The organism is Saccharopolyspora montiporae, from assembly GCF_015209505.1.
In the GTDB taxonomy this organism is placed as follows: domain Bacteria; phylum Actinomycetota; class Actinomycetes; order Mycobacteriales; family Pseudonocardiaceae; genus Saccharopolyspora; species Saccharopolyspora montiporae.
In genome coordinates this window covers 188320-208380 of record NZ_JADEYC010000015.1, presented here as the reverse complement: position 1 = coordinate 208380, position 20061 = coordinate 188320, and the positions used below count along the sequence as shown (strand labels likewise).

The following is a 20061-nucleotide window of genomic DNA, read 5'->3' as shown; positions in this document are numbered from 1 at the left end:
CGCGCGGCGCGGTGCCTCCGCGGGGAATCGGTCCCCGCGGGCCCCGGGCGGCCGGGCCACCTGGCAGTGACCGGGTGCGCGGCCCCGGCCGGTACGAATACACCAAGGCGCGGCGGGTCCCGCAACGCGGCGCAGGTCGGGCCGCCGCTTGCGGCGGCCCGGTTCGGGTGAACGCCTGGGACGCGGGCTCAGCCGAGGAAGATGTTGGTGCGCTGGGACAGCTGCCGGTACAGCATCTGCTGGATGTGCTCGCGCACCTGGTCGGTCAGGCTGAAGACGAGCATCGGGTCGTCCGCCGAGCCTTCCGGGTAGTCGGCGGTCTCGATCGGCTCACCGAACTCGATGTACCATTTGGACGGCAGCGGAACCGCGCCGAGCGCGCCGAAGTGCGGGAACAGCGGGGTGATCGGGAAGTAGGGCACGCCGAACAGCCGGGCCAGCGGGCGGATGTCGGCGAGCTTGGGGTAGATCTCCTCGGCCCCGACGATCGCGCACGGCACGATCGGCGCCCCGGTGCGCAGCGCGGCCGAGACGAAACCACCCCGGCCGAAGCGCTGCAGCTTGTAGCGGTCCTTGAACGGTTTGCCGATCCCCTTGAAACCCTCCGGCCAGACGCCGACCAGCTCACCGCCGGTGAGCAGGCGCTCCGCATCCGGGTTGCAGGCCAGGGTGTGCCCGGCTTTGCGGGCCACCGCACCGACCATGGGCAGCCGGAACGCCAGATCCGCCGCCAGCATCCGCAGGTGCCGGTGCGCCGGATGATCGTCGTGCAGCGCGACCGTGGTCATCAGCGCGTCCCACGGCAGCGTGCCGGAATGGTTGGCCACCACCAGCGCGCCGCGCTCGGCGGGGACGTGGTGGGTACCGATGGTGTCCACCCGGAACCACTGCTCGTAGAACGGGCGCAGGATGCGCAGGAACACCTCGTCGTTGAGCTCGCGGTCGAACCCGAACTCGTCCACCCGGTAGTCGCCGAGCAGCCGCCTGCGGGTGAAGGCCAGCGCGTCCAGCACGGCTTCCTGCCAGCCCGGCTCGTCCTGCCCGGTCTCCTCGGCCAGCGGGCGGCGATCCCGTTCCCGTTCCGTGCTGTGCAGCGGGATCACCTGCGCGTCCGCCATCGCTTCTCCTCGTGTCAGCGCATGCGCGCGAGCGCGTCGCCCACACCGCGCTCGACGGCCATGATGTCGTCCGGATCGATCATCGGGCGCAGCCCCCGGCCGTGCACGAAATCGTCGAACGCCTGCCGAGTCGTCCACCGCGGGGTGAACCCGAACTCCTCCTGCAACCGCGTGGTGTCCAGCACCCGGCCGAAACCGAGGTAGCGCAACTGCTCCGGGGAGAAGTCGACGAGCCGGGCGCCGCGGAAGAACTGCGCCAGCGGGGGCACCGCCAGACCGGGCAGCGGCACCGCGGGGCGGCCGGCGCGGCGGATCGCCTGGGACAGCAGCAGCACGCCGGCGCCGGCGACGTTGAACACGCCGGGGCGGTCCTGCCGGGTCGCGTGCTCCAGCACGGCCAGCGCGTCCTCGGAGTGCAGCAGCTGCAGGCGCGCGTCGAAGCCGAATACGGTCGGGATCACCGGCAGCGAGAAGTAGCGGGGCAACATCGCGTCGATGCGCGGGCCGATCAGGTTGCTGAACCGCAGCATCGTGATGTCGACCTCGGGCCTGCGCCTGCCGAAACCGCGCACATAGCCCTCGATCTCCGCGGCGTCCTTGGCGTAACCGGAGGAGGGCAGCCCCTTGGGCTCGATGCCCTCGGTGAACACCGCCGGGTCCCGCGAGCTGGAGCCGTACACCGCGCAGGTCGACCGGATCACGAGTTTGCGCACGGAAGCGGAGTTCTGGCACGCGGCGAGCAGCTGCATCGTGCCGATGACGTTCATTTCCTTCATCGTGGCGCGCCCGCCGGAACCGGTGTGCGTGTTGACCGCGGCGTGCACCACGGTGTCCACGTGACTGCTGTCGATCACCTTGTTGATGAGCGGGTTGCGGATGTCGGCGCGCACGAACTCGGTGCGCCCCATCTTGCGCAGCAGATCACGTCCGGGACGGACGGTGTCCACCCCGAGGACCCGTTCGATGCTCGGGTCGGCGGCCAGGCGCGCGGCGAGGTGGCCGCCGAGGAACCGGCTCACACCGGTCACCAGCACGACGTTCGGACTCATGGGTCCCCCTGCGCTGTTCGACCCGGGCTATCGCTGTGCCGGCCAGGGCTGCCGTTGTGCCGACCCGGGCTGCCGCTGGGCGGGCGCGGGCCACGACCGATCGCCGTGATGCTACCCGTTATCGCGACCACGGCTCGCCATTCGTGAGGTAACGAAACGACGTCCGCGGGGAACACCGCGTAACGGAAATCGGGCGAGGGCCCGGGAACGCGAAACCGCCGCCGACTACGAGGCCGGCGGCGGTGCGGAGCGGGAGCTGCGCTGGCTCACTTGCCCAACTTGCGACGCTGCACGCGCGTCCTGCGGAGCAGCTTGCGGTGCTTCTTCTTCGACATGCGCTTGCGGCGCTTCTTGATGACCGAGCCCATGCGCGGACTCCTTCGCTGTCGGGGGCACTTCGATGTCTGCACCGCACCGGTGCAGCCGCAGGAAGCGCGCGCACCAGGCACGACCAACACGGGACTTTACCCGCCCGGGTCCGGTGCCCTGCGCGCGCGGCCCCGCGACGCCGCGGCGACGACCGGCGGCGACGTCGGACCCTCCCGGTCAGCCCGCGCTGTAGTAGGCGTTCTCCAGGTACGCGTGCACATCCTTTTCCGCGACCCGGAACGACCGGCCGACGCGCGCCGCGGGGAGTTCGCCCGCGTGCACCAGCCGGTAGACGGTCATCTTGGACACCCGCATCAGCTTGGCCACCTCGGCGACGGTCAGGAACCGCACCTGCCCCATCGGAGGTGCCTGCTGGCTCGGTTCGGAGTTGGCAGACATGCTTCACCGTGCCCTTCAGCACGCTTCGCGTCCGCCGGCTTCCCCTCCGGCGGAAACCTCACGCACGTGCTCCATCGAGAGTAGCGGGACGGCTGGGATGGCTGCGATGCCCGAAGTGCGCGGGATCGACTTGCACCGGGTCAGTCCTCGTGGGCCCTGCCCAGCTCCGCCGAGCGTTGCCGGGCGGCTTCCACGGCGTCGACCACGGCCGACCGGACGCCGTGCCGGTCCAGTTCGCGCAACCCGGCCGCCGTGGTCCCGCCCGGGGAGGTGACCGCCTCGCGCAGCCGGCCGGGGTGCGCGCCGTCGGTGCGCAGCATGGCGGCCGCACCCGCTGCGGACTGCACGACGAGTTCGGCAGCGGTGTCCCGCGGCACGCCGGCCAGCACACCGGCCTCGATCATGGATTCGACCAGGTAGTAGAAGTAAGCCGGGCCGGAGCCGGACAGCGCGGTGGCGGCGTCCTGCTGCCCCTCGGGAACCAGCACCGCGGAGCCGACGCTGGACATCATCTCCTCGACCAGCTTGAGGTCGGCGTCCTGCGCGTGCGCACCACCGGAGATGGCGCTCATCGCCTCGCCGACCAGCATCGGCGTGTTCGGCATCACGCGGACCACGGCCGTGCCCGCGGGCAGGCTGCGCTCGAACAGCGAGGTGGGCAGCCCGGCGCACAGCGAGACGACGAGCTCGCGCCCGGTCATGTTCGGCGCCACCTCGGCCAGCAGCGGGTCGATGTCCTGCGGCTTGACCGCCACCGCCAGGACGTCGGCGTCCCGCACCGCCTGGGCAACCTCGACCGCGGCGACGCCGTAGCGGTCGGTGAGTTCGGCAGCACGAGCCGGGTAGCGCTCGGTGAACTGCAACTCGCCCGGGGACCACCCGGCCGAGATCAGGCCCGAGAGCAGCGATTCCCCGATCTTTCCCGCACCGAGAACGGCAATGCGCGTCATGCAGCTCAGGGTGCCAGACCACGCAGCGCAGGCGGTACGAGCCGACCCGTCACGCAGCGTCGCCGCGCGCGGGCGATTCGGGAACTTCCCGCGGACCACCCGAACGAACTAATGTGGCTATCACCACAGCGCCCGCCACGGCCGAGTGATCTTTCGCGCACCAGGGGCGACCAGACCGAAGGAGCTCTGAGAACCAGATGCTGAGCACGATGCAGGACGGCGCGTTGTCGATCGCCCGGATCCTGCGCCAGGGCAGCGGACCGCACGGGTCCGCGGAGATCGTCACGTGGACCGGTGCCGAACCGCGCCGCACCACCTATGCGCAGATCGGCAGGCGCGCCGCGCAGCTCGCGCACGCGCTGCGCGGGCTCGGCATCACCGGGGACGACCGGGTCGGCACGTTCATGTGGAACAACGCCGAGCACGTCGAGGCGTACTACGCGGTGCCGTCGATGGGCGCCGTGCTGCACACGCTGAACATCCGGCTGTTCCCGGAACAGCTGGTCTACATGGCCGACCACGCGCAAGACCGGGTCATCCTGGTCGACGCGACGCTGCTGCCGCTGTTCGGCAAGATCCTCCCGCAGCTGCGCGAGGTGCGGCACGTCATCGTCGTGGGCGGGGACGCGTCGGCGATCGAGGCGCCCGCGGGCGTCGAGGTGCACGACTACGAGCAGCTGCTGGCCGGCCAGCCGGAGGAATTCGCGTGGCCGGACGTGGACGAACGCAGCGCGGCGGCGATGTGCTACACGTCCGGCACCACCGGGAACCCGAAGGGCGTCGTCTACTCGCACCGGTCCATCTACCTGCACTCGATGCAGGTGTGCATGACCGACGGGATGGCGCTGGGCCAGACCGACCGCGCGCTGGCCGTGGTGCCGATGTTCCACGTGCTGTCCTGGGGCCTGCCCTACGCCGCACCGATGGTGGGCGCCTCGATCATCATGCCGGAGCGCTTCCTGCAGCCGGAACCGCTGGTGCGGATGATCGTGTCCGAGCAGGCCACGATGGCCGCGGCGGTGCCCACGATCTGGCAAGGGGTGCTGCAGCAGCTGGAGGCGCAGCCGGAGGACATCTCCTCGCTGCGCGAGGTCGTCGTCGGCGGCTCGGCCTGCCCGCCGTCCCTGATGCGCGACTTCGAGGAGAAATACGACGTCCCGGTGCTGCACGCGTGGGGCATGACCGAGACGTCCCCGCTGGGCAGCGTCGCCCGTCCTCCCGCGGGGGTCGACGAGGAACAGCGCTGGGCCTACCGGCGGAGCCAGGGCCGGTTGTCCACGAGCGTGCGCGCGCGGCTGGTCGACGACACCGACCACGAGCTGCCCTGGGACGGGTCCAGCGTCGGTGAGCTGGAGGTCGCCGGGCCGTGGATCACCGGGTCCTACTACGGCGAGGACGACCCGGAGAAGTTCCACGACGGCTGGCTGCGCACCGGCGACGTCGGCTACATCACGCCGGACGGGTTCCTCAACCTCACCGACCGCTCCAAGGACGTGATCAAGTCCGGCGGCGAGTGGATCTCCTCGGTCGAGCTGGAGAACCTGGTGATGGGCCACCCGGCCGTGGCCGAGGCGCTGGTGATCGGCGTTCCGGACGAGAAGTGGTCCGAGCGGCCGCTGGTGGCGGTCGTGCTGCGCGAGGGGCATGCGGCCGACGCCGCCGAGCTGCGCGAGTTCGTGGCCGAGAAGGTGGCCCGCTGGCAGGTTCCGGACTACTGGACGTTCGTGGCCGAGGCGCCGAAGACCAGCGTCGGCAAGTTCGACAAGAAGCGGCTGCGCAAGCAGCACGCGGACGGCGAGCTGGACGTGCTGCGCCCCTGACGGCGGCACCTGTCCCCGCTGCGGTCCGCCCGAGTTCCGGTGCGGACCGCAGCGGGCTGACCCGGTCCCGCGCGGATCAGTCCCGCTCCGGGGCGAGCGCCAGCTGGCGGGCCTGGCAGACTAGCCGGCCCATCGAGTCGACGACCGTGACGTCCTCGTCGAACCACGAGCCCTGCACCGCGCGGGACTCGGCCTGGAGGCGCAACCAGCCGTTGGCCGGCCGGGCGCGCAGCAGCGCGGTGAGCTGGACCGTGGGCGACCAGCCGAACCGCCCGAGGTTGAACGTCACCGGCACCGTGAGGTCCCCGGCCAGCAGCCCGAACAGCGCATCCGGAAACCCGGACTGCGGACGGGCCCACAGCCGCAGCCGCGGCGGACCCTGCTCCCCGCGCAGGAAAGCGGCCGTGCCCGGATCCAGCCGCACGTCGCAGACCTTGGACAGCGCGAAGAACGTGCGCGCCTCGGACGAACCGAGGTCGATCGCCGAGGTGGGCGGGTTCACCGGCATGTCCGGCACCTGCGACCACTCCGCTTCGTCGGCGGCGAACTCACCGGTGGTGACCGTCGCGTCCACGCAGGCGCGGCCGCGCTGCTCCAGCACCAGGCGCAGCACGGCCGTGGTCCGGCCGGTCTTGAGCCGTTCGGTGCGGATCAGCACGGGTCCGACGCGCGGGGCGTGCAGGAACTGGGCGCTCACGGCCAACGGCGACTCACCTGTCGCGAGCTCGGCGGCTCGGGCGAGCACGGCGAGCAGGTAACCGCCGTGCGGGCGGTCGCCCACCGACCAGTCGGGATCGAGGCTGGCGGTGCAGCTGCCGTCTCCCAGCGGTCGTACGGAGATGGCCGTGGCGAACGGGGCGAGCTCCTGGCTCACGTGCGCTCCGCCGCGGGGTCAGCGGCCGCGCCGAGAAAAAGGTTCATGTTCTCGAATTCTAATGAACGCTCCGCGATGTTGATCAACGGGAAGCGGCGGGACCGGAATCCCCGCGCACCGGCTCCAGGTGCAGCCGCGCGAACAGCTGCGCCTCGGCCAGCAGGGCCGCCCGCTGCTGCGCCGTGCGCGCCTTCCGGGTGTTGACCTCCAGCACGACCGCGCCCCGGTAGCCGTCGGCGGCCAGCGCCTCGCAGACCTCCGCGCACGGCTGGTTGCCCTGCCCGGGAACGAGGTGCTCGTCGCGCGGCGCGCCGGTGCCGTCGGCCAGGTGCACGTGGGCCAGGCCGTCCTTCATCCGCTTGAGCAGCTCGATCGCGTCCACGTGCGCCGCGGCCGCGTGCGAGACGTCCAGCGTGTAGTTGCGGTAGCCGACCTCGGTGGGATCCGGCGAGGGCTTGAACGCGGAGAGCCCGGCGCCCTTGCCACCGCGCAGCCTGCTCCAGGTGTTCGGCGGGCGCAGCGGGAACATGTTCTCCACCGCCACGGAGATCCCGCTGGTCTCCTCCAGCTCGCCGACCAGTTCGCCGAAACCCTCCGCGTAGCGGCGCTGCCAGCGGAACGGCGGGTGCACGACGACGGTCGACGCCCCCAGCTCGCTCGCCGCCACCACCGCGCGCCGCAACCGCTCCTCCGGCTCCGCCGACCACACCCGCTGGGTGATCAGCAGGCAGGGCGCGTGCACGGCGAGGATCGGCACCCCGTGCTGCTCGGACAACCGGTGCAGCGCGGCCACGTCCTGGCTCACCGCGTCCGCCCACACCATCACTTCGACACCGTCGAACCCGAGATCGGCGGCCATCTCGAAAGCCGCCCTGGCAGGTTGCGGCCACACCGAGGCGCTGGACAGCCCCACCGGGATCCGATCGGGGGCCGTCTGCCGCGGCTCCGCATCACGTTGCTCTGTCATGACCCGACCAGGATGACTGAGGGTTGGCGGGACGTTGCGCAGAGGTAGTCCCTGGCGGAGTGCCCGCGCGGCGGTGCGAGCCGCGTGCCCCGCCGGGTACGGGGGAACTCGGGGGAAGCACGCCCTAGTGGTTGATCAGCAGCAGCGCCGCGGGCGACATGGTGCACAGCACCCCGGCGAGCACGGCCAGCAACATCGTCTGCAAGTCGTTGCTGCGCAAGACCTTCCACGCGACGAACACCAGGCAGGCGCTGACCATCAGCGCCGCGGCCAGCGCCGCGAACGCGTTGGCCGCCCACAGCCAGCGGAAGCCCAGCCAGAGCACACCGCCGCCGACCAGGGCACCCACCACCTGCACGGCCAGCACGCCCCATTCCCGGCCCGCCGACGGAGCCGGTTCCTCCTCCTCGGCCAGCTCGGACGAGCCGATGCCCGCGGGCAGTTCCGGGTCGTAGTCATCGGCGTACGCGGCATCTCCGCCGCGGGCCGCCCCCGGGTACTCGTCATCCGAGCGGTCGCCGAAGGCGTTGTCCAGGTCGTAGTCGTACGGATCGGGCTGCGGGTCGTCGTCGGGGGCCGGGGCGGCCGGCGCCAGGAAGGTCGTGCCGTGCTGGTCCGGCTGGGCCGGGAGCTCGACGGGCGGCAGCTGCACCGTCGCGCCTTCGACCTGCTGCGCGGGTGGCGCGGGCGCCTGCGGGGCGGGCGGTGGGGAAGCGGGGAGCGCAGGCTGTTGCAGCGTGGTCTCGGTATCGGCGTCGGCATCCGCGTCCACGGCCCCGCCGCGGCTTCCGCCCGCCGAGGCGAACCGCTGCGCCCAGTAGTTCGCCCCCTCGGCCTGGGCCGCCGGCACCGCGGGCTGCTCACCGGACTGCTGCGCGCGATCGGCCTCGCTGCCCGCCGGTGGTCCCGGGGGCGGGGCGACCGGCCCCGGCGGGGCCTGCGGCGGTTGGGCCGGCGCGCTCGGGACCTGCTCGGGCTGCGGGGCTTGCTCCGGCTGCGGGGACGGCCGGTGGCTGCGGGTCTGCGGCGGCTCGGCGTCCGGGTCGATCGGCCGCAGTTTGCCGCTGTCGGACAGCACCCGGTCGATGATCGCCTGCGGCGCGGTCTCGGTCGGATCCTCCGCGCGCCTGCGGCGCTTGCGGGCGTTGCGCTGACCGCTGTCGTCGTTGCCGTACTCGGCGAGCAGCTCCGCCACGGTGCGCTGCGTGGGCTGTTCGGCCCCGCTGTCCCGACTCATCGATCCCACCGTGTCCCGTGCTGTTCCTGCAGTCCAAATCCTTCCGCGGTCCCCGACTCCGCCGACCCGATCTCGGACCGGGCCTCGGGTGCAGTGTGCCGGTCTCCGTGCACGCGGTCCAGCCGCCGCAGGATCACCCCCTCCCGCAACGCCCAGGGGCAGATGTCGAGTTCCCGCAGGGACAGCGCCCGCATCGTGGCCTCGGCCACCAGCGCTCCGCCGACCAGCTGGTGCGCGCGCGCCGAACTCACTCCGTCGAGCGTCGCGAGATCGCCGGACCCCATCCTGGTGATGAACGTCAGCAGCCGGTGCAGGCCGGACTCGGTCAGCGTCCGCGGCACCCGCGGCCCGGCCGAGGCAGCAGCTGCCCCGGTCAGCCGGGCCAGCGTGCGGAACGTCTTCGAGGTGGCCACGGCCCGGTCCGGCGCACCGGCCTCGCGGAACCGCTCGGCCACCGGTGCCAGCTGTTCGTCCAGCCAGCCGCGCACCTTGTCCAGGTCGTCGCGCCCGGGCGGATCGCCGGGCAGCTGCCGCGCCATCCGGCCGGCGCCCAGCGGGAGCGACTCGGCCACAGCCGGCTCCTCATCGATGCCGACGGCCATCTCCAGCGAACCGCCGCCGATGTCCAGCAGCAGCAGGTTCCCGGCCGACCAGCCGTACCAGCGGCGCGCGGCGAGGAAGGTCAGCCGGGCCTCCTCCGTCCCGGGCAGCACCTCCAACTGCACTCCCGTCTCGGATCGCAGCCGATCGAGCACCTCCGCCGAGTTGTCCGCCTCGCGGATGGCCGAGGTCGCCAGGCCCAGCAACTCGTCGCAGCCCGCCCGGTCCGCGGCTTCCCGCGCCCGCTGCACGGTGCGGATCAATTCGTCGGCATCCGCCTCGCCGAGCCGGCCGCACTGCGCACCGATCCGCTCGGCCAACCGGAGCGCGGTCTTCTCGGACGTCATCGGGGTGGGGTGGCCACCGCGGCGCGCGTCCACCACGAGGAGGTGGACGGTGTTGGACCCCACGTCGAGCACACCCAGGCGCATGGCGGACAAGTTACCGGCCGGAGACCTGCCGGCACCGCATCTCGGGACATCGGCGACACGTGACGCGCACCGCTCCGCCCGCCGGGCGGAAGGCCGTCAGGTCTCGAACTTGTACCCGAGCCCGCGCACAGTGATCAGGTACCGCGGGTCGGTGGGATCCGGTTCCAGCTTCGAGCGCAGCCGTTTGACGTGCACGTCCAGCGTCTTGGTGTCGCCGACGTAGTCCGCCCCCCACACCCGGTCGATCAGCTGCGCCCGGGTCAGCACGCGCCCGGTGTTGCGCAGCAGGTACTCCAGCAGGTCGAACTCCTTGAGCGGGAGGCTGACCTCCTCGCCGTGCACGGTCACCACGTGCCGCTCCACGTCCACCCGGACCGGCCCGCCGGCGAGCACCTGCTCCTGCGGTTCCTCGACCTCGCCGCGGCGGCGCAGCACCGCGCGCACCCGGGCGATGAGCTCGCGCGCCGAGTACGGCTTGGTGACGTAGTCGTCGGCGCCCAGCTCCAGGCCCACGACCTTGTCGATCTCGCTGTCCCGCGCGGTGACCATGATCACCGGCACCGCGGAGCGCTGGCGCAGCTGCTTGCACACGTCGGTCCCGCTCATCCCGGGCAGCATCAGGTCCAGCAGCACGATGTCGGCACCGTTGCGGTCGAACTCGTCCAAGGCCGCCTGCCCGTCCGCGGCCACCGCCGCGGTGAAGCCCTCCTTGCGGAGCATGAAGGTAAGCGGGTCGGCGAAGGACTCCTCGTCCTCCACGATCAACACCCTGGTCACCGAATTCCTCCCGTTTCGACAGCGGCGCGCCCGTCCGCGCCTTCGACAGCGGACCCGGCGGTCACCACCGCCCGATCCGGTTCGGCGGCGAGTTCCTCACCGTCCGCCGGGCCGTGCGCGGGCACCCGGAGCGTGAACGTGGAGCCGGTTCCCGGCCTGCTCCACAGCACCACTTCGCCTCCGTGGTTGGCCGCGACGTGCTTGACGATCGCCAGGCCCAGCCCGGTCCCGCCGGTGGCCCGCGACCGCGCCGGGTCCACGCGGAAGAACCGCTCGAAGACCCGCTCGTGGTGTTCGGGGGCGATGCCGATGCCCCGGTCGGTCACCGAGATCTCCACGTAGTCGCCGGACACGCGGCGGCTCACCGACACCGCGCTGTGCGGCGGGGAGTAGGACACGGCGTTGTCGACGAGATTGCTCAGCGCGGTGACCAGCAGCGTCCGGTCGCCGTCGAGCAGGAAGCCGGTGGGACCGTCCACGTCGATCTCGATGCCCGCGGTGTCCGCGGCCACCCTGCTGCGCTCCAGCGCCTCGTCCACCACGGAGTCCACGTGCAGCGTGCTCAGCTCGGGCAGCCGCTCGGCGCCCTGCAGCCGGGACAGCGCGATCAGCTCGGAGACGAGCGTGGCCAGCCGGGTCGACTCGTGCATGATCTTGCTGCCGAACCTGCGCACCTCGTCCGGATCGTCGGCGGCGTCGACCAGCGCTTCGGCCAGCAACCCCAGCCCGCCGACCGGGGTCTTGAGCTCGTGGCTGACGTTGGCCACGAAGTCCCGCCGGGTGGCCTCCAGCCGGACCGCATCGGAGTCGTCCGCGGCGTCGACCACGGTGAACCCGTCGCCCAGCGCCCGGACCTCGCCGAACACCGCCCGCGGACCGCGGCCGCGCACCGTGCCCTCCGGCGGGGAGAGGTCGACCGGGGTCGCTTCCCCGCTGCTGCGGACCCGGTCGGCGACCTCCCGGGCGCGCGGATCGGCGCGGTGGTCGCGGATCAGGCCGAGTTCGTCGGCACGCGGGTTGTGCAGCACGACGTCGCCGAACCTGTTGAGTACGACGATGCCGTTGTCCCCGGTGTGCACGAGACGCTGCAGCAGCTCCGCGACGGTCGGGCCGCGGGGCCTGCGCCGCCGATAGCGTTCACCGGCCCGGGTGGCGAGGAATCCGCCGGTCGCGCCGAGTAGCAGCGCGACGATGATCAGGGCGGTCGAGCCCAATGCGCTCACACCCCGCATCGTAAGCGTGCGCAGGTGCCTCGGGGCCAGCTTGTGCGGCACATCCGTGATACCCGTGACACGTGCCGAGGGATACGTCACCCGCCGTTCACCGCGATCAGCGGCGCCGTTCACGCGCCGGCCACCGGCCGGTACCTCACCCGGACGGAGGAGGCATCCCCCGGACAGACGAAGGGCGGGCGGTGCCGATCACCGCCCGCCCTCGGTCGGGAGCTCGTCCGCCCGCGCTCAGCGACCCTGGTTGGCGACCGCGGCAGCCGCGCTGGCCGCCGCGTCCGGGTCCAGGTAGGTGCCGCCCGGCACGGTGGGCCGCAGCTGCTCGTCGAGGTCGTAGCGCAGCGGGATGCCGGTCGGGATGTTCAGCCCGGAGATGTCGGCGTCCGAGATGCCGTCCAGGTGCTTGACCAGAGCGCGCAGCGAATTCCCGTGCGCGGCGACCAGGACGGTGCGCCCGGCGCGCAGGTCCGGCACGATCGCCGAGTCCCAGTACGGCAGCAGCCGCGCCACCACGTCCTTGAGGCACTCGGTGCGCGGCATCTCCGCGCCCAGGCCGGCGTAGCGCGGGTCGCCGTCCTGGCTGAACTCGCCGCCGAGCTCGATCTCCGGCGGCGGGGTGTCGTAGGACCGGCGCCAGAGCATGAACTGGTCCTCGCCGTAGGTGTCCATGGTCTGCTTCTTGTCCTTGCCCTGCAGCGCGCCGTAGTGGCGCTCGTTGAGCCGCCAGTCGCGCCGCACCGGGATCCAGTGCCGGTCCGCGCCGTCCAGCGCGATGTTGGCGGTGGAGATCGCGCGCCGCAGCAGGGAGGTGTGCAGCACGTCCGGGAGTACCCCGGACTCGCGCAGCAGGTCGCCGCCGCGACGTGCCTCGCCCTCGCCCTTCTCGGACAGCGGGACGTCCACCCAGCCGGTGAACAGGTTCTCGGCGTTCCACGTGCTCTCGCCGTGCCGCAGCAGCACCAGGGTCGCAGTCATGCGGTCAGGCTATCGAGCCGCCGAGGGACCCGCGCAGGACTGTCCGCATGACCGCGGGGAGGTCGCTCCGGGCGCTCGCCGCGCCTGGAGCGCAGCGCCGCGCCCCGGTCACCGTGCGCTACCGGAGGCGGTCCGGCAGCGTCGCGGAGCCCCGGGACCGCCCGGGGAGATCACTGCTCCATATGGGTGACGCAGGGCGGCGAAGCCGGCCCGCGCGGCGAACTCCCACGGCCGCGCCGACCCGGCGTTTCAACCCTTCTTGTCACCTGACAGTTATCCGATCACCGCAGGTCTGTAATTCGAAAGTGTCGCCCATCACGCGCGTTTGCCTTCCGGGGCCGTTTTGACTTCCCAGCGTTACCTTCTTCGGAAAACATCACACCAATGGAGTAATCCGGCGGTCTTGTGGCCACTGCGCGACTCTGCGAAGTTGACATCGCTCTCCTTGATCGGATCCCACGCACTCCCCGATCACCGGAGAGCGGCGCGCGACCCGTTTCCCCCATCGGATCGCGCCCCGCCGGGCAGTGGGCCCCCGCCCACGTCCGCCGGGACCCCACGCGGGGCGGCTCGATTCGCGACTCCCCCTCTCTCCCGAGCCGCCCCGCGCGGTCCCCGCCGGACCGCGCCGGGCACACGAGGGCCCGACCAGGCGGGAGCCGAGCAGCCGGGAGCCCGATCAGCACCGGCGCGCGATCAGCGCGGGTGACCGATCAGGACGCACCGTCGTCCGCGGGCGGCAGCGCACCCGCGCGCTCGACCAGCTGCTGGAACGGCCGCAGGTTCGCCAGCGACTCGCCGCGCGATTCGCGCCAACCCCACTCCCGCCGGATCGCCGTGGCGAACCCGAGCTCCAGCAGGGTGTTGAAGTCGCCGTCGGCCGCCTCCAGCACCTGCCCGAGGATCCGGTCCAGCTCGTCGGCCGTCACCGCGTCCGGCCCGATCCGGCCGACCAGGTAGACGTCACCGGCCGGGTCGAGCGTGTAGTGCACCCCGTACAGCCGGGCGTTGCGGCGCAGCAGGAAGCGGTAGACCTCCTCGTGCGCTTCGTCCGGCTTGCGGCACACGAACGCCTCGACCAGCAGCGCGTGCTCGGTGGGGACCAGCCAGCAGTTGGTCTGCAGCTTCTTGCTGCCGGGCAGCGTGACGAAGAACCGGCCGCCGTCCTCCCGCACGTGGTCCAGCCCGCTGTCGACCAGGGCCGACTCGATCGTCGCCGCCAAGCTCACGCCGTGACCTCCTGCCGTCGTTGCGCGTGGAACGCCTTGCGGGCGCCAGCGTAGGCATCCAGCAACGCCTCGGTGGTCCGGTCCCAGGAGAACCCGGCGGCGTGCCGGGCGCTGCCCGCGGCCAGGCGCTCGCGCAGTCCCGAGCGCACCAACAGCGAGGACAGCGCATCGGCCCACTGGCCGGTGCGGTGCCCGTCCACCAACAGCCCGGACACCCCGTCCTCGACGGCGATCGGCAGCCCACCCACGGCCGCGGCCACCACCGGCGTCCCGCACGCCTGGGCCTCCAGCGCCACCAGGCCGAACGACTCGTTGTAGCTGGGCACGGCGACGAGATCCGCGGCGCGGTAGACGGCGCGCAGATCCGCGCCGGTGCGCGGCGGCAGGAACCGGACCACATCGGTGATCCCCAGCTCCGCGGCCAGCTCGTGCAGCGCGCGAGGGCGCTCCAGCCCGCTACCGGACGGTCCGCCCACCACCGGCACCACCAGCCGCTCCCGGAGCTCCGGGTGGCGGTGCAGCAGCTCCGCGGTCGCCCGCAGCAGGACGTCCGGTGCCTTCAGCGGCTGGATCCGGCCGACGAAGGCCAGCACCACCGCGTCCTGCGGAAGATCCAGCTCGCGCCGGGCCGCTGCGGTGTCGCCCGGACTGAACAGGTCCAGGTCCACCCCCGGCGGGACCGTGCGGACCGCGTCCGGATCGGCGCCGTAGCGGTCGATCAGGTCAGCGGCCTCGACCGAGGTGTTGGCGACCAGCCGGTCCGCCTCGTCGACCACCTGCTCCTCACCCACGATCCGGGCGCGCGGCTCCGGGCTGTCGTCCGCGGCGAGACTGGCGTTCTTGACCTTGGCCAACGTGTGCGCGGTGTGCACGAGCGGGACGCCCCACCGCTCGCGGGCCAACCAGCCGACCTGGCCGGACAGCCAGTAGTGCGAGTGCACGAGGTCGTAGTGGCCGGGCTCGTGCCGGGCCTCCACCCGCAGCGCCCCGGCGGCGAAGGCGCACAGCTGGGACGGCAGTTCGTGCTTGTCCAACCCCTCGAACGGCCCGGCCACCACGTTGCGCACCAGCACGCCGGGCGCCAGCTCCGCGGTGGGCGGGACGTCGGACGACGTGGCCCGGGTGAAGATCTCCACCTCGGTCCCGTGCTCGGCCAGGCGCTTGGCGGTCTGCGCGATGTAGACGTTCATCCCGCCGGCGTCGCCGGTCCCCGGCTGCTCCAGCGGGGAAGTGTGCAGGGAGAACACGGCGGCGCGGCGCGGCCGCACGCGTAACGTTCGGAAGGTCATCTGCTGCCCATCGCAAAACCGGTCGGCCCGAGGTATTCGGACGCACTCCACCCCGACACCCGGCGGTGCGAAAACATTCCCGGCCGCCGGACGCCCCGGGCGCACCGGGGGTCGGGCCTCGCAGTGACGCTACCGCCGCGGACCGGCGAAGCCGGCGGATCCGCCGAAGACGGGTGGTGCTGCTCACACGACGCACCCGGCCGGTTCCACTCCGCGGCACCGCCTTGTCCCGGACGCGGGGAGCTGATCAGCTGTCCGCGCACACCGTTCGGCAGGAGGATCCGCTTTGCCAACCAGTTCACCCCGCACCGCAGTCGTCACCGGCGCGAGCTCGGGCATCGGCGCCGCTACGGCCCGCAGGCTGGCGCAGGAGGGCTTCCACGTGGTGCTCGGCGCCCGGCGCACCGACCGCCTCGCGGAGCTGGCCGCGGAGACCGGCGGGACCCCGATCGCGCTGGACGTCACGGACGCCGATTCGGTCGACCGGTTCGCTGCCGAGGTCGCGCGCTGCGACGTGCTCATCAACAACGCCGGCGGGGCCAAGGGCACGAACACCGTCGCCGCCGCGGACGAGGACGAGTGGCGCTGGATGTGGGAGACGAACGTGCTCGGCACGCTGCGGCTCACCAAGGCGCTGCTTCCCAAGCTCGTCGCCTCCGGCAACGGTCACGTCGTCACCGTGACCTCGGTGGCGGCCAGCCAGATCTACGACGGCGGCAGCGGCTACACCTCGGCCAAGCACGCGCAGTCGGCGCTGCACCAGACGTTGCGCGGCGAGCACCTGGGCGAGCCGGTGCGGTTCACCGAGGTCGCCCCCGGGATGGTGGAGACCGAGTTCTCCGAGGTGCGCTTCGGCGGCGACACCGAGCGCGCCGCCGCCGTCTACCGCGGGTTGACCCCGCTGACCGGCGACGACGTGGCCGATGTGATCGCGTTCGCGGTGACCCGCCCCGAGCACGTCAACCTGGACCGCATCGAGGTCAAACCGCGCGACCAGCACTCGGCGACCCGGGCGCACCGCACCGGGAACTGATCGGGCGGCGCGGTCACATCGGGCGGCGCGGTCACGGGGTCAGCGGCTGCCGCGATCCGGACGGCGAGGTGCACAGCTGCACGTCCAGCTCGACCAGCACGTCCCCGATCGGGCAGGCGAAGCCCACCGCGCCCATCCGGGCGGCGGCCAGCTGCACCCCGACCGCGCGTCCGTCGGTGTCCAGCACGGCGGCCCCGGCATCGCCCGGTCCGCAGAACCGCGACCCGACCGCGATGATCCGGATCTGGTCGCGCAGCACGCGCACGCCGAGCGCTGCGCCGTGGTCGAGGCGCAGCGTGGCGTCCACCGAAGTGACCACGCCGACCGTGACTCCCGTGCCGAACCCGGTCTTGCGCACCCATTCCCCGGGATAGGTGGGAGCGTGCCCGGTGACCTGGCCCGCACCGTCGCCGTCCGGCAACCGGCCGGACAGGGCCACCGCCGCCGCGTCCACCCGGGCGGACAGCGCCGCGCGCGCCAGGTCGGCGTAGCCGCGGCCGTTCTCCGGATCGACCATCCGGTCCCCGATCGACCAGGCGTCGTCCAGGCACGCGACGTCGAACGTGGTCAGCCCCATCTGCGTCCCGGCTCCGGTGACCAGCAGGCCCAGCGTCCCGGTGCGCCGGTAGCACCCCCCGGCGGGGACGTCCGGCGGTTCCAGGCGCACCTCGCGCGCCGGGGAGATGCCCGCTACCCGGCGGCGGGGTGCGGGGGACAGCTCGCGCTGCGAATGCAGGTGCTGCAGCACCGGGCGCTCCTCGACCACGTCGGTGGGCACGCCGAAGACCTCGGACGGCACCCGGTGGGCCGGGACCAGCCGCTCGATCGGCAGCTTGTCCGCCACGGAGACCACGATCGCCTGCCTGCCGGTGGGCGCACCCGCACTGAGCTCGGCACCGACGTCCACGCCGGTCACCCCGGGCAGGTCCAGGAACTCGTCTTCGACCGCCCGCTTGATCGGGCGGATCACCGCCCGGTCGCGAAGTTCCCTGATGCTCAGCATGGTGGCCGCCTCCACCTGCACCATTTAACACTCACGGTGACGCGTCAGTCACTGGGAGTCACCCTGACGGCCGGTAGGCCGCGCCCCGCTACAGCGAACAGTCCACCAGCACCGGCTCGGGGACCAGCGAAACGCCGAACGCGCTGCGCACTCCGTCCCGCACTTCACGCGCCAGGGTGAGCAGGTCGGCGGTGCTGGCCCCGCCGCGGTTGGTCAGCGCCAGCGTGTGCTTGCCGGACAGCGCGACCCGGCCGCCCGGACCCGCGTACCCCTTCGGGAACCCGGCCCGCTCGATGAGCCAGGCCGCGGAGAGCTTGGTGCCGCCCGTCGCGGCGAACTGCGGGATGCGCTGCTCGGCACCGACCCGCTGCTCGATGCGGGCCAGCACCCCGGGCAGATCCTCGTCCGCCACGATCGGGTTGGTGTAGAACGACCCGGCACTCCACGTGTCGTGATCGGCCGGGTCCAGGACCATTCCCTTGCTCCGGCGCAACCGGAGCACCTCGGCGCGCGCCGCGGCGGCATCGACCCGCGCCCCGGGCTCGGCACCGAGCCCGCGGGCCAGCTCGGCGTACTTGACCGGCGCCGACCAGCCGCCGTCCCGCAGCAGGAACCGCGCGCGCAGCACCACGGCGGATTCGGTGTGCTTGAGCACGCTGCTGCGGTAGGTCAGGCCCAGCTCGGCGGCCGGGAGGGTGCGCACCTTGCCGTCCGCGCGGTCCAGCACGTCCACCGACACGAGCAGTTCGGACACCTCGACGCCGTAGGCACCCACGTTCTGCACCGGCGTGGCCCCGGTCATGCCCGGGATCCCGGACAGGCACTCCAGCCCGCCCAGGCCCTGCCGCACGGTGTCGGCGACCACGTCGTCCCAGTCCTCGCCGGCTTCCGCGGTGAGCTGCACCAGGCCGTCGCCGACGCTGTCGTACTGCTTGCCCTTGGTCGCGATCCGCACCACGTGCCCGGCGAATCCCTCGTCGGCGACGACGAGGTTGGAGCCGCCGCCGAGCACCAGCAGCCGGTGCCCGCCCTCGTCCGCGGCGCGCACCGCGGCGGCCAGGTCCTCGGCCTGCTCGGCGACCACCATCCCGCCCGCCGGTCCGCCCAGCCGCAGCGTGGTGCACGCGGCGAGCGTCGGATCCCCGGCGGCGCGCTCACCGGGCAGCGGCGTGTCACCGGTCGCGTTTCCAGCACCGGACGTCGAGGGGTTCACGGTTGCCAAAGGTAACCTCCGCTGCATGGCACGCCGCATCGAGCACCGCAGCACCTCCGCGTGGTCCGCCGCCGAGGTGCACGCGGCGCTGATCGACCTCCGGTACCTCACCGACCGCCTGGCCGAGATCGGCGGGCCGAACGCCGCGCTGGTGCAGCACACCCCGACCGAGGACGGCGGCGTGCACCTCCAGTTCAGCCAGGACGTCCCCGCCGACTCGCTGCCCGCGGTCGCGCGCACCGTGGTCGGCGACGACCTGGCCATCGACCGCAGCGAATCGTGGCGGCGCGTCGACGAGGGCCATTACACCGGGGAGATCGCCGCCGAGATCAAGGGGGCGCCGTGCTCGATCACCGGATCGATGTGGCTGCACGACCTGGCCGAGCCGGGCCCGGCCGCGGTCAGCGAGCTCGTGGTGTCCGGCGAGGTGCGGGTCGGCGTGCCGTTCATCGCGGGCAAGCTCGAAGACCTGGTGGCCGAGCAGGTGGAGAAGCTGCTGATCGCCGAGGAGGCGTTCACCGACGACTGGCTGACCCGGCGGACGTGAGCACCGCACCCAAGAAGCGCAATCCCCGGTTGGCCGCGGGTCGGGCCCGCGCGCTGGGCGTGCCCACCCGGGGGACGACCAACCCGAACCGGCTGCGCCGCGTCGACCGCTGGATCACCGGGACCCGCCGGCCCGCCCGGGCACTGACCGATGCCGCCGAACCCGTGGTGGTGGACCTGGGCTACGGCGCGGCACCGGTCACCACGGTCGAGCTCAGCACGCGGCTGCGCGCGCTGCGCCCCGATGCGCGGGTGGTCGGACTGGAACTGGACACCGAGCGGGTGGCCGCGGGCAAGCGGGTCGCCGCGCCCCCGGAACTGGAATTCCGACACGGCGGGTTCGAGCTGGCCGGGCTCGCCGCGGGCATCGCGGGGCACCGGGGGCCCGCGCTGGTGCGCGCGCTGAACGTGCTGCGCCAGTACACCGAACCCGAGGCGTGGACGACCTGGCGGGAGCTGTCGGCCCGGCTGGCCCCGGACGGGCTGCTGGTCGAGGGCACCTGTGACGAGATCGGGCGCCGCTGCTGCTGGGTGGCGCTGGACCGCGGGGGGCCGCGCACGTTCACGCTGTCCTGCCTTCCCGCTGATATCCGACAGCCGTCCGACCTGGCCGAGCGGTTGCCCAAGACGCTGATCCACCGCAACGTGCCGGGCGAACCCGTGCACGACCTGCTGACCGCCCTGGACGAGTGCTGGGCGCACGCGGCCGGGCACGCGCCGTTCGGTCCCCGGGCGCGATGGGTGCGCACCGCGGAGCTGTTCGCCGCGCGGGGCTGGCCGGTCCGGGACGGCAGGCGGCGCTGGCGGCTCGGCGAGCTGACCGTCGACTGGCGCGCCGTCGCCCCGGTCTGATCCACCGCCCGGCGGGCAGGGGAAATGTGATCTGCGCCGGAATCGCCGACCCGGCAGCGGTTGCTGCACGATGCGGAGCGTGACGACTCCTACACTCCGAG

General features: G+C 72.7%; 20 protein-coding genes. 4 read left to right on the top strand and 16 right to left on the bottom strand.

The features are described from left to right. Nucleotides 1-188: 188 nt before the first annotated feature. From IQ251_RS10500 to proC, 5 genes are all read right to left on the bottom strand, one after another. Entirely contained in the window at nucleotides 189-1118 is a 930-nt protein-coding gene (locus IQ251_RS10500) for a lysophospholipid acyltransferase family protein (RefSeq protein WP_193928301.1), read from the bottom strand. Between the two features lie 14 nt (nucleotides 1119-1132). After that, nucleotides 1133-2167 carry an NAD-dependent epimerase/dehydratase family protein gene (locus tag IQ251_RS10495; protein ID WP_193928300.1) on the bottom strand — a complete coding sequence of 345 codons (1035 nt, stop codon included), beginning with the start codon at nucleotides 2165-2167 and terminating at the stop codon, nucleotides 1133-1135. A gap of 266 nt (nucleotides 2168-2433) precedes the next feature. Then, entirely contained in the window at nucleotides 2434-2535 is a 102-nt protein-coding gene (locus IQ251_RS10490) for a 30S ribosomal protein bS22 (protein WP_003402602.1), read from the bottom strand. 178 nt (nucleotides 2536-2713) lie between these two features. Then, nucleotides 2714-2935 carry a helix-turn-helix domain-containing protein gene (locus tag IQ251_RS10485; RefSeq protein WP_193928299.1) on the bottom strand — a complete coding sequence of 74 codons (222 nt, stop codon included), beginning with the start codon at nucleotides 2933-2935 and terminating at the stop codon, nucleotides 2714-2716. Between the two features lie 140 nt (nucleotides 2936-3075). After that, entirely contained in the window at nucleotides 3076-3885 is an 810-nt protein-coding gene (gene proC / locus IQ251_RS10480) for a pyrroline-5-carboxylate reductase (protein WP_193928298.1), read from the bottom strand. A 197-nt stretch (nucleotides 3886-4082) separates the two neighbouring features. On the opposite strand from proC, the gene IQ251_RS10475 reads away from it, so the two are divergent. Then, nucleotides 4083-5705 (top strand): long-chain fatty acid--CoA ligase, encoded by a 1623-nt coding sequence (locus IQ251_RS10475; protein WP_193928297.1) that lies wholly within the window; start codon nucleotides 4083-4085, stop codon nucleotides 5703-5705. Nucleotides 5706-5781: 76 nt separating this feature from the next. Here IQ251_RS10475 and IQ251_RS10470 read toward each other — a convergent pair whose 3' ends face one another. The 9 genes from IQ251_RS10470 to mshA all read right to left on the bottom strand — a co-directional run bounded on the left by IQ251_RS10470 (nucleotide 5782) and on the right by mshA (nucleotide 15313). Beyond that, nucleotides 5782-6579: a thioesterase family protein gene (locus tag IQ251_RS10470; protein ID WP_193928296.1), complete on the bottom strand. Its 798-nt coding sequence runs from the start codon at nucleotides 6577-6579 to the stop codon at nucleotides 5782-5784. Nucleotides 6580-6661: 82 nt separating this feature from the next. Continuing rightward, nucleotides 6662-7546, bottom strand: a complete 885-nt coding sequence (locus IQ251_RS10465; RefSeq protein WP_193928295.1) for a sugar phosphate isomerase/epimerase family protein — start codon at nucleotides 7544-7546, stop codon at nucleotides 6662-6664. Nucleotides 7547-7670: 124 nt separating this feature from the next. After that, on the bottom strand, nucleotides 7671-8783 hold the full coding sequence (locus IQ251_RS10460) for an Rv0497 family membrane protein (RefSeq protein WP_193928294.1): 1113 nt from the start codon (nucleotides 8781-8783) through the stop codon (nucleotides 7671-7673). Next, entirely contained in the window at nucleotides 8780-9814 is a 1035-nt protein-coding gene (locus IQ251_RS10455; protein ID WP_193928293.1) for a Ppx/GppA family phosphatase, read from the bottom strand. The genes IQ251_RS10460 and IQ251_RS10455 overlap by 4 nt, the downstream gene beginning before the upstream one ends. Before the next feature lie 96 nt (nucleotides 9815-9910). Continuing rightward, nucleotides 9911-10591: a response regulator gene (locus tag IQ251_RS10450; protein WP_193928292.1), complete on the bottom strand. Its 681-nt coding sequence runs from the start codon at nucleotides 10589-10591 to the stop codon at nucleotides 9911-9913. After that, nucleotides 10588-11814: a sensor histidine kinase gene (locus IQ251_RS10445; protein ID WP_193928291.1), complete on the bottom strand. Its 1227-nt coding sequence runs from the start codon at nucleotides 11812-11814 to the stop codon at nucleotides 10588-10590. The genes IQ251_RS10450 and IQ251_RS10445 overlap by 4 nt, the downstream gene beginning before the upstream one ends. A gap of 237 nt (nucleotides 11815-12051) precedes the next feature. Continuing rightward, the gene (locus IQ251_RS10440; RefSeq protein WP_193928290.1) at nucleotides 12052-12795 is read right to left on the bottom strand and encodes a phosphoglyceromutase; all 744 of its coding nucleotides are present in this window, start codon (nucleotides 12793-12795) and stop codon (nucleotides 12052-12054) included. A 713-nt stretch (nucleotides 12796-13508) separates the two neighbouring features. Further along, nucleotides 13509-14024, bottom strand: coding sequence for a type III secretion system chaperone family protein (locus IQ251_RS10435; RefSeq protein ID WP_193928289.1), 516 nt, complete (start codon nucleotides 14022-14024; stop codon nucleotides 13509-13511). Beyond that, on the bottom strand, nucleotides 14021-15313 hold the full coding sequence (gene mshA / locus IQ251_RS10430; protein WP_193928288.1) for a D-inositol-3-phosphate glycosyltransferase: 1293 nt from the start codon (nucleotides 15311-15313) through the stop codon (nucleotides 14021-14023). The genes IQ251_RS10435 and mshA overlap by 4 nt, the downstream gene beginning before the upstream one ends. A 286-nt stretch (nucleotides 15314-15599) precedes the next feature. Between mshA and IQ251_RS10425 the strand changes: the two genes are divergently transcribed. Continuing rightward, nucleotides 15600-16346: an SDR family NAD(P)-dependent oxidoreductase gene (locus tag IQ251_RS10425; protein ID WP_193928287.1), complete on the top strand. Its 747-nt coding sequence runs from the start codon at nucleotides 15600-15602 to the stop codon at nucleotides 16344-16346. Nucleotides 16347-16377: 31 nt separating this feature from the next. Here IQ251_RS10425 and IQ251_RS10420 read toward each other — a convergent pair whose 3' ends face one another. Continuing rightward, nucleotides 16378-17349: a hypothetical protein gene (locus IQ251_RS10420; RefSeq protein WP_193928286.1), complete on the bottom strand. Its 972-nt coding sequence runs from the start codon at nucleotides 17347-17349 to the stop codon at nucleotides 16378-16380. Nucleotides 17350-17437: 88 nt separating this feature from the next. Continuing rightward, entirely contained in the window at nucleotides 17438-18571 is a 1134-nt protein-coding gene (locus tag IQ251_RS10415; protein WP_228046493.1) for a UDP-N-acetylmuramate dehydrogenase, read from the bottom strand. 16 nt (nucleotides 18572-18587) lie between these two features. Between IQ251_RS10415 and IQ251_RS10410 the strand changes: the two genes are divergently transcribed. Together IQ251_RS10410 and IQ251_RS10405 are read left to right on the top strand one after the other, a co-directional pair. Beyond that, a complete protein-coding gene (locus IQ251_RS10410) occupies nucleotides 18588-19109 on the top strand; it encodes a DUF2505 domain-containing protein (RefSeq protein WP_193928285.1) in 522 nt (173 codons plus the stop codon). Next, a complete protein-coding gene (locus tag IQ251_RS10405; RefSeq protein WP_370591319.1) occupies nucleotides 19106-19960 on the top strand; it encodes a class I SAM-dependent methyltransferase in 855 nt (284 codons plus the stop codon). Before IQ251_RS10410 ends, IQ251_RS10405 begins: the two co-directional genes overlap by 4 nt. Nucleotides 19961-20061 lie beyond the last annotated feature (101 nt).

Coding starts and splice junctions, on each gene's coding strand:
- IQ251_RS10410 (WP_193928285.1), top strand. CDS start 18,588: ATGGCACGCCGCATCGAGCACCGCAGCACCTCCGCGTGGTCCGCCGCC.
- proC (WP_193928298.1), bottom strand. CDS start 3,885: ATGACGCGCATTGCCGTTCTCGGTGCGGGAAAGATCGGGGAATCGCTG.
- IQ251_RS10465 (WP_193928295.1), bottom strand. CDS start 7,546: ATGACAGAGCAACGTGATGCGGAGCCGCGGCAGACGGCCCCCGATCGG.
- IQ251_RS10440 (WP_193928290.1), bottom strand. CDS start 12,795: ATGACTGCGACCCTGGTGCTGCTGCGGCACGGCGAGAGCACGTGGAAC.
- IQ251_RS10500 (WP_193928301.1), bottom strand. CDS start 1,118: ATGGCGGACGCGCAGGTGATCCCGCTGCACAGCACGGAACGGGAACGG.
- IQ251_RS10485 (WP_193928299.1), bottom strand. CDS start 2,935: ATGTCTGCCAACTCCGAACCGAGCCAGCAGGCACCTCCGATGGGGCAG.
- IQ251_RS10475 (WP_193928297.1), top strand. CDS start 4,083: ATGCTGAGCACGATGCAGGACGGCGCGTTGTCGATCGCCCGGATCCTG.
- IQ251_RS10455 (WP_193928293.1), bottom strand. CDS start 9,814: ATGCGCCTGGGTGTGCTCGACGTGGGGTCCAACACCGTCCACCTCCTC.
- IQ251_RS10420 (WP_193928286.1), bottom strand. CDS start 17,349: ATGCTGAGCATCAGGGAACTTCGCGACCGGGCGGTGATCCGCCCGATC.
- IQ251_RS10460 (WP_193928294.1), bottom strand. CDS start 8,783: ATGAGTCGGGACAGCGGGGCCGAACAGCCCACGCAGCGCACCGTGGCG.
- IQ251_RS10495 (WP_193928300.1), bottom strand. CDS start 2,167: ATGAGTCCGAACGTCGTGCTGGTGACCGGTGTGAGCCGGTTCCTCGGC.
- mshA (WP_193928288.1), bottom strand. CDS start 15,313: ATGACCTTCCGAACGTTACGCGTGCGGCCGCGCCGCGCCGCCGTGTTC.
- IQ251_RS10490 (WP_003402602.1), bottom strand. CDS start 2,535: ATGGGCTCGGTCATCAAGAAGCGCCGCAAGCGCATGTCGAAGAAGAAG.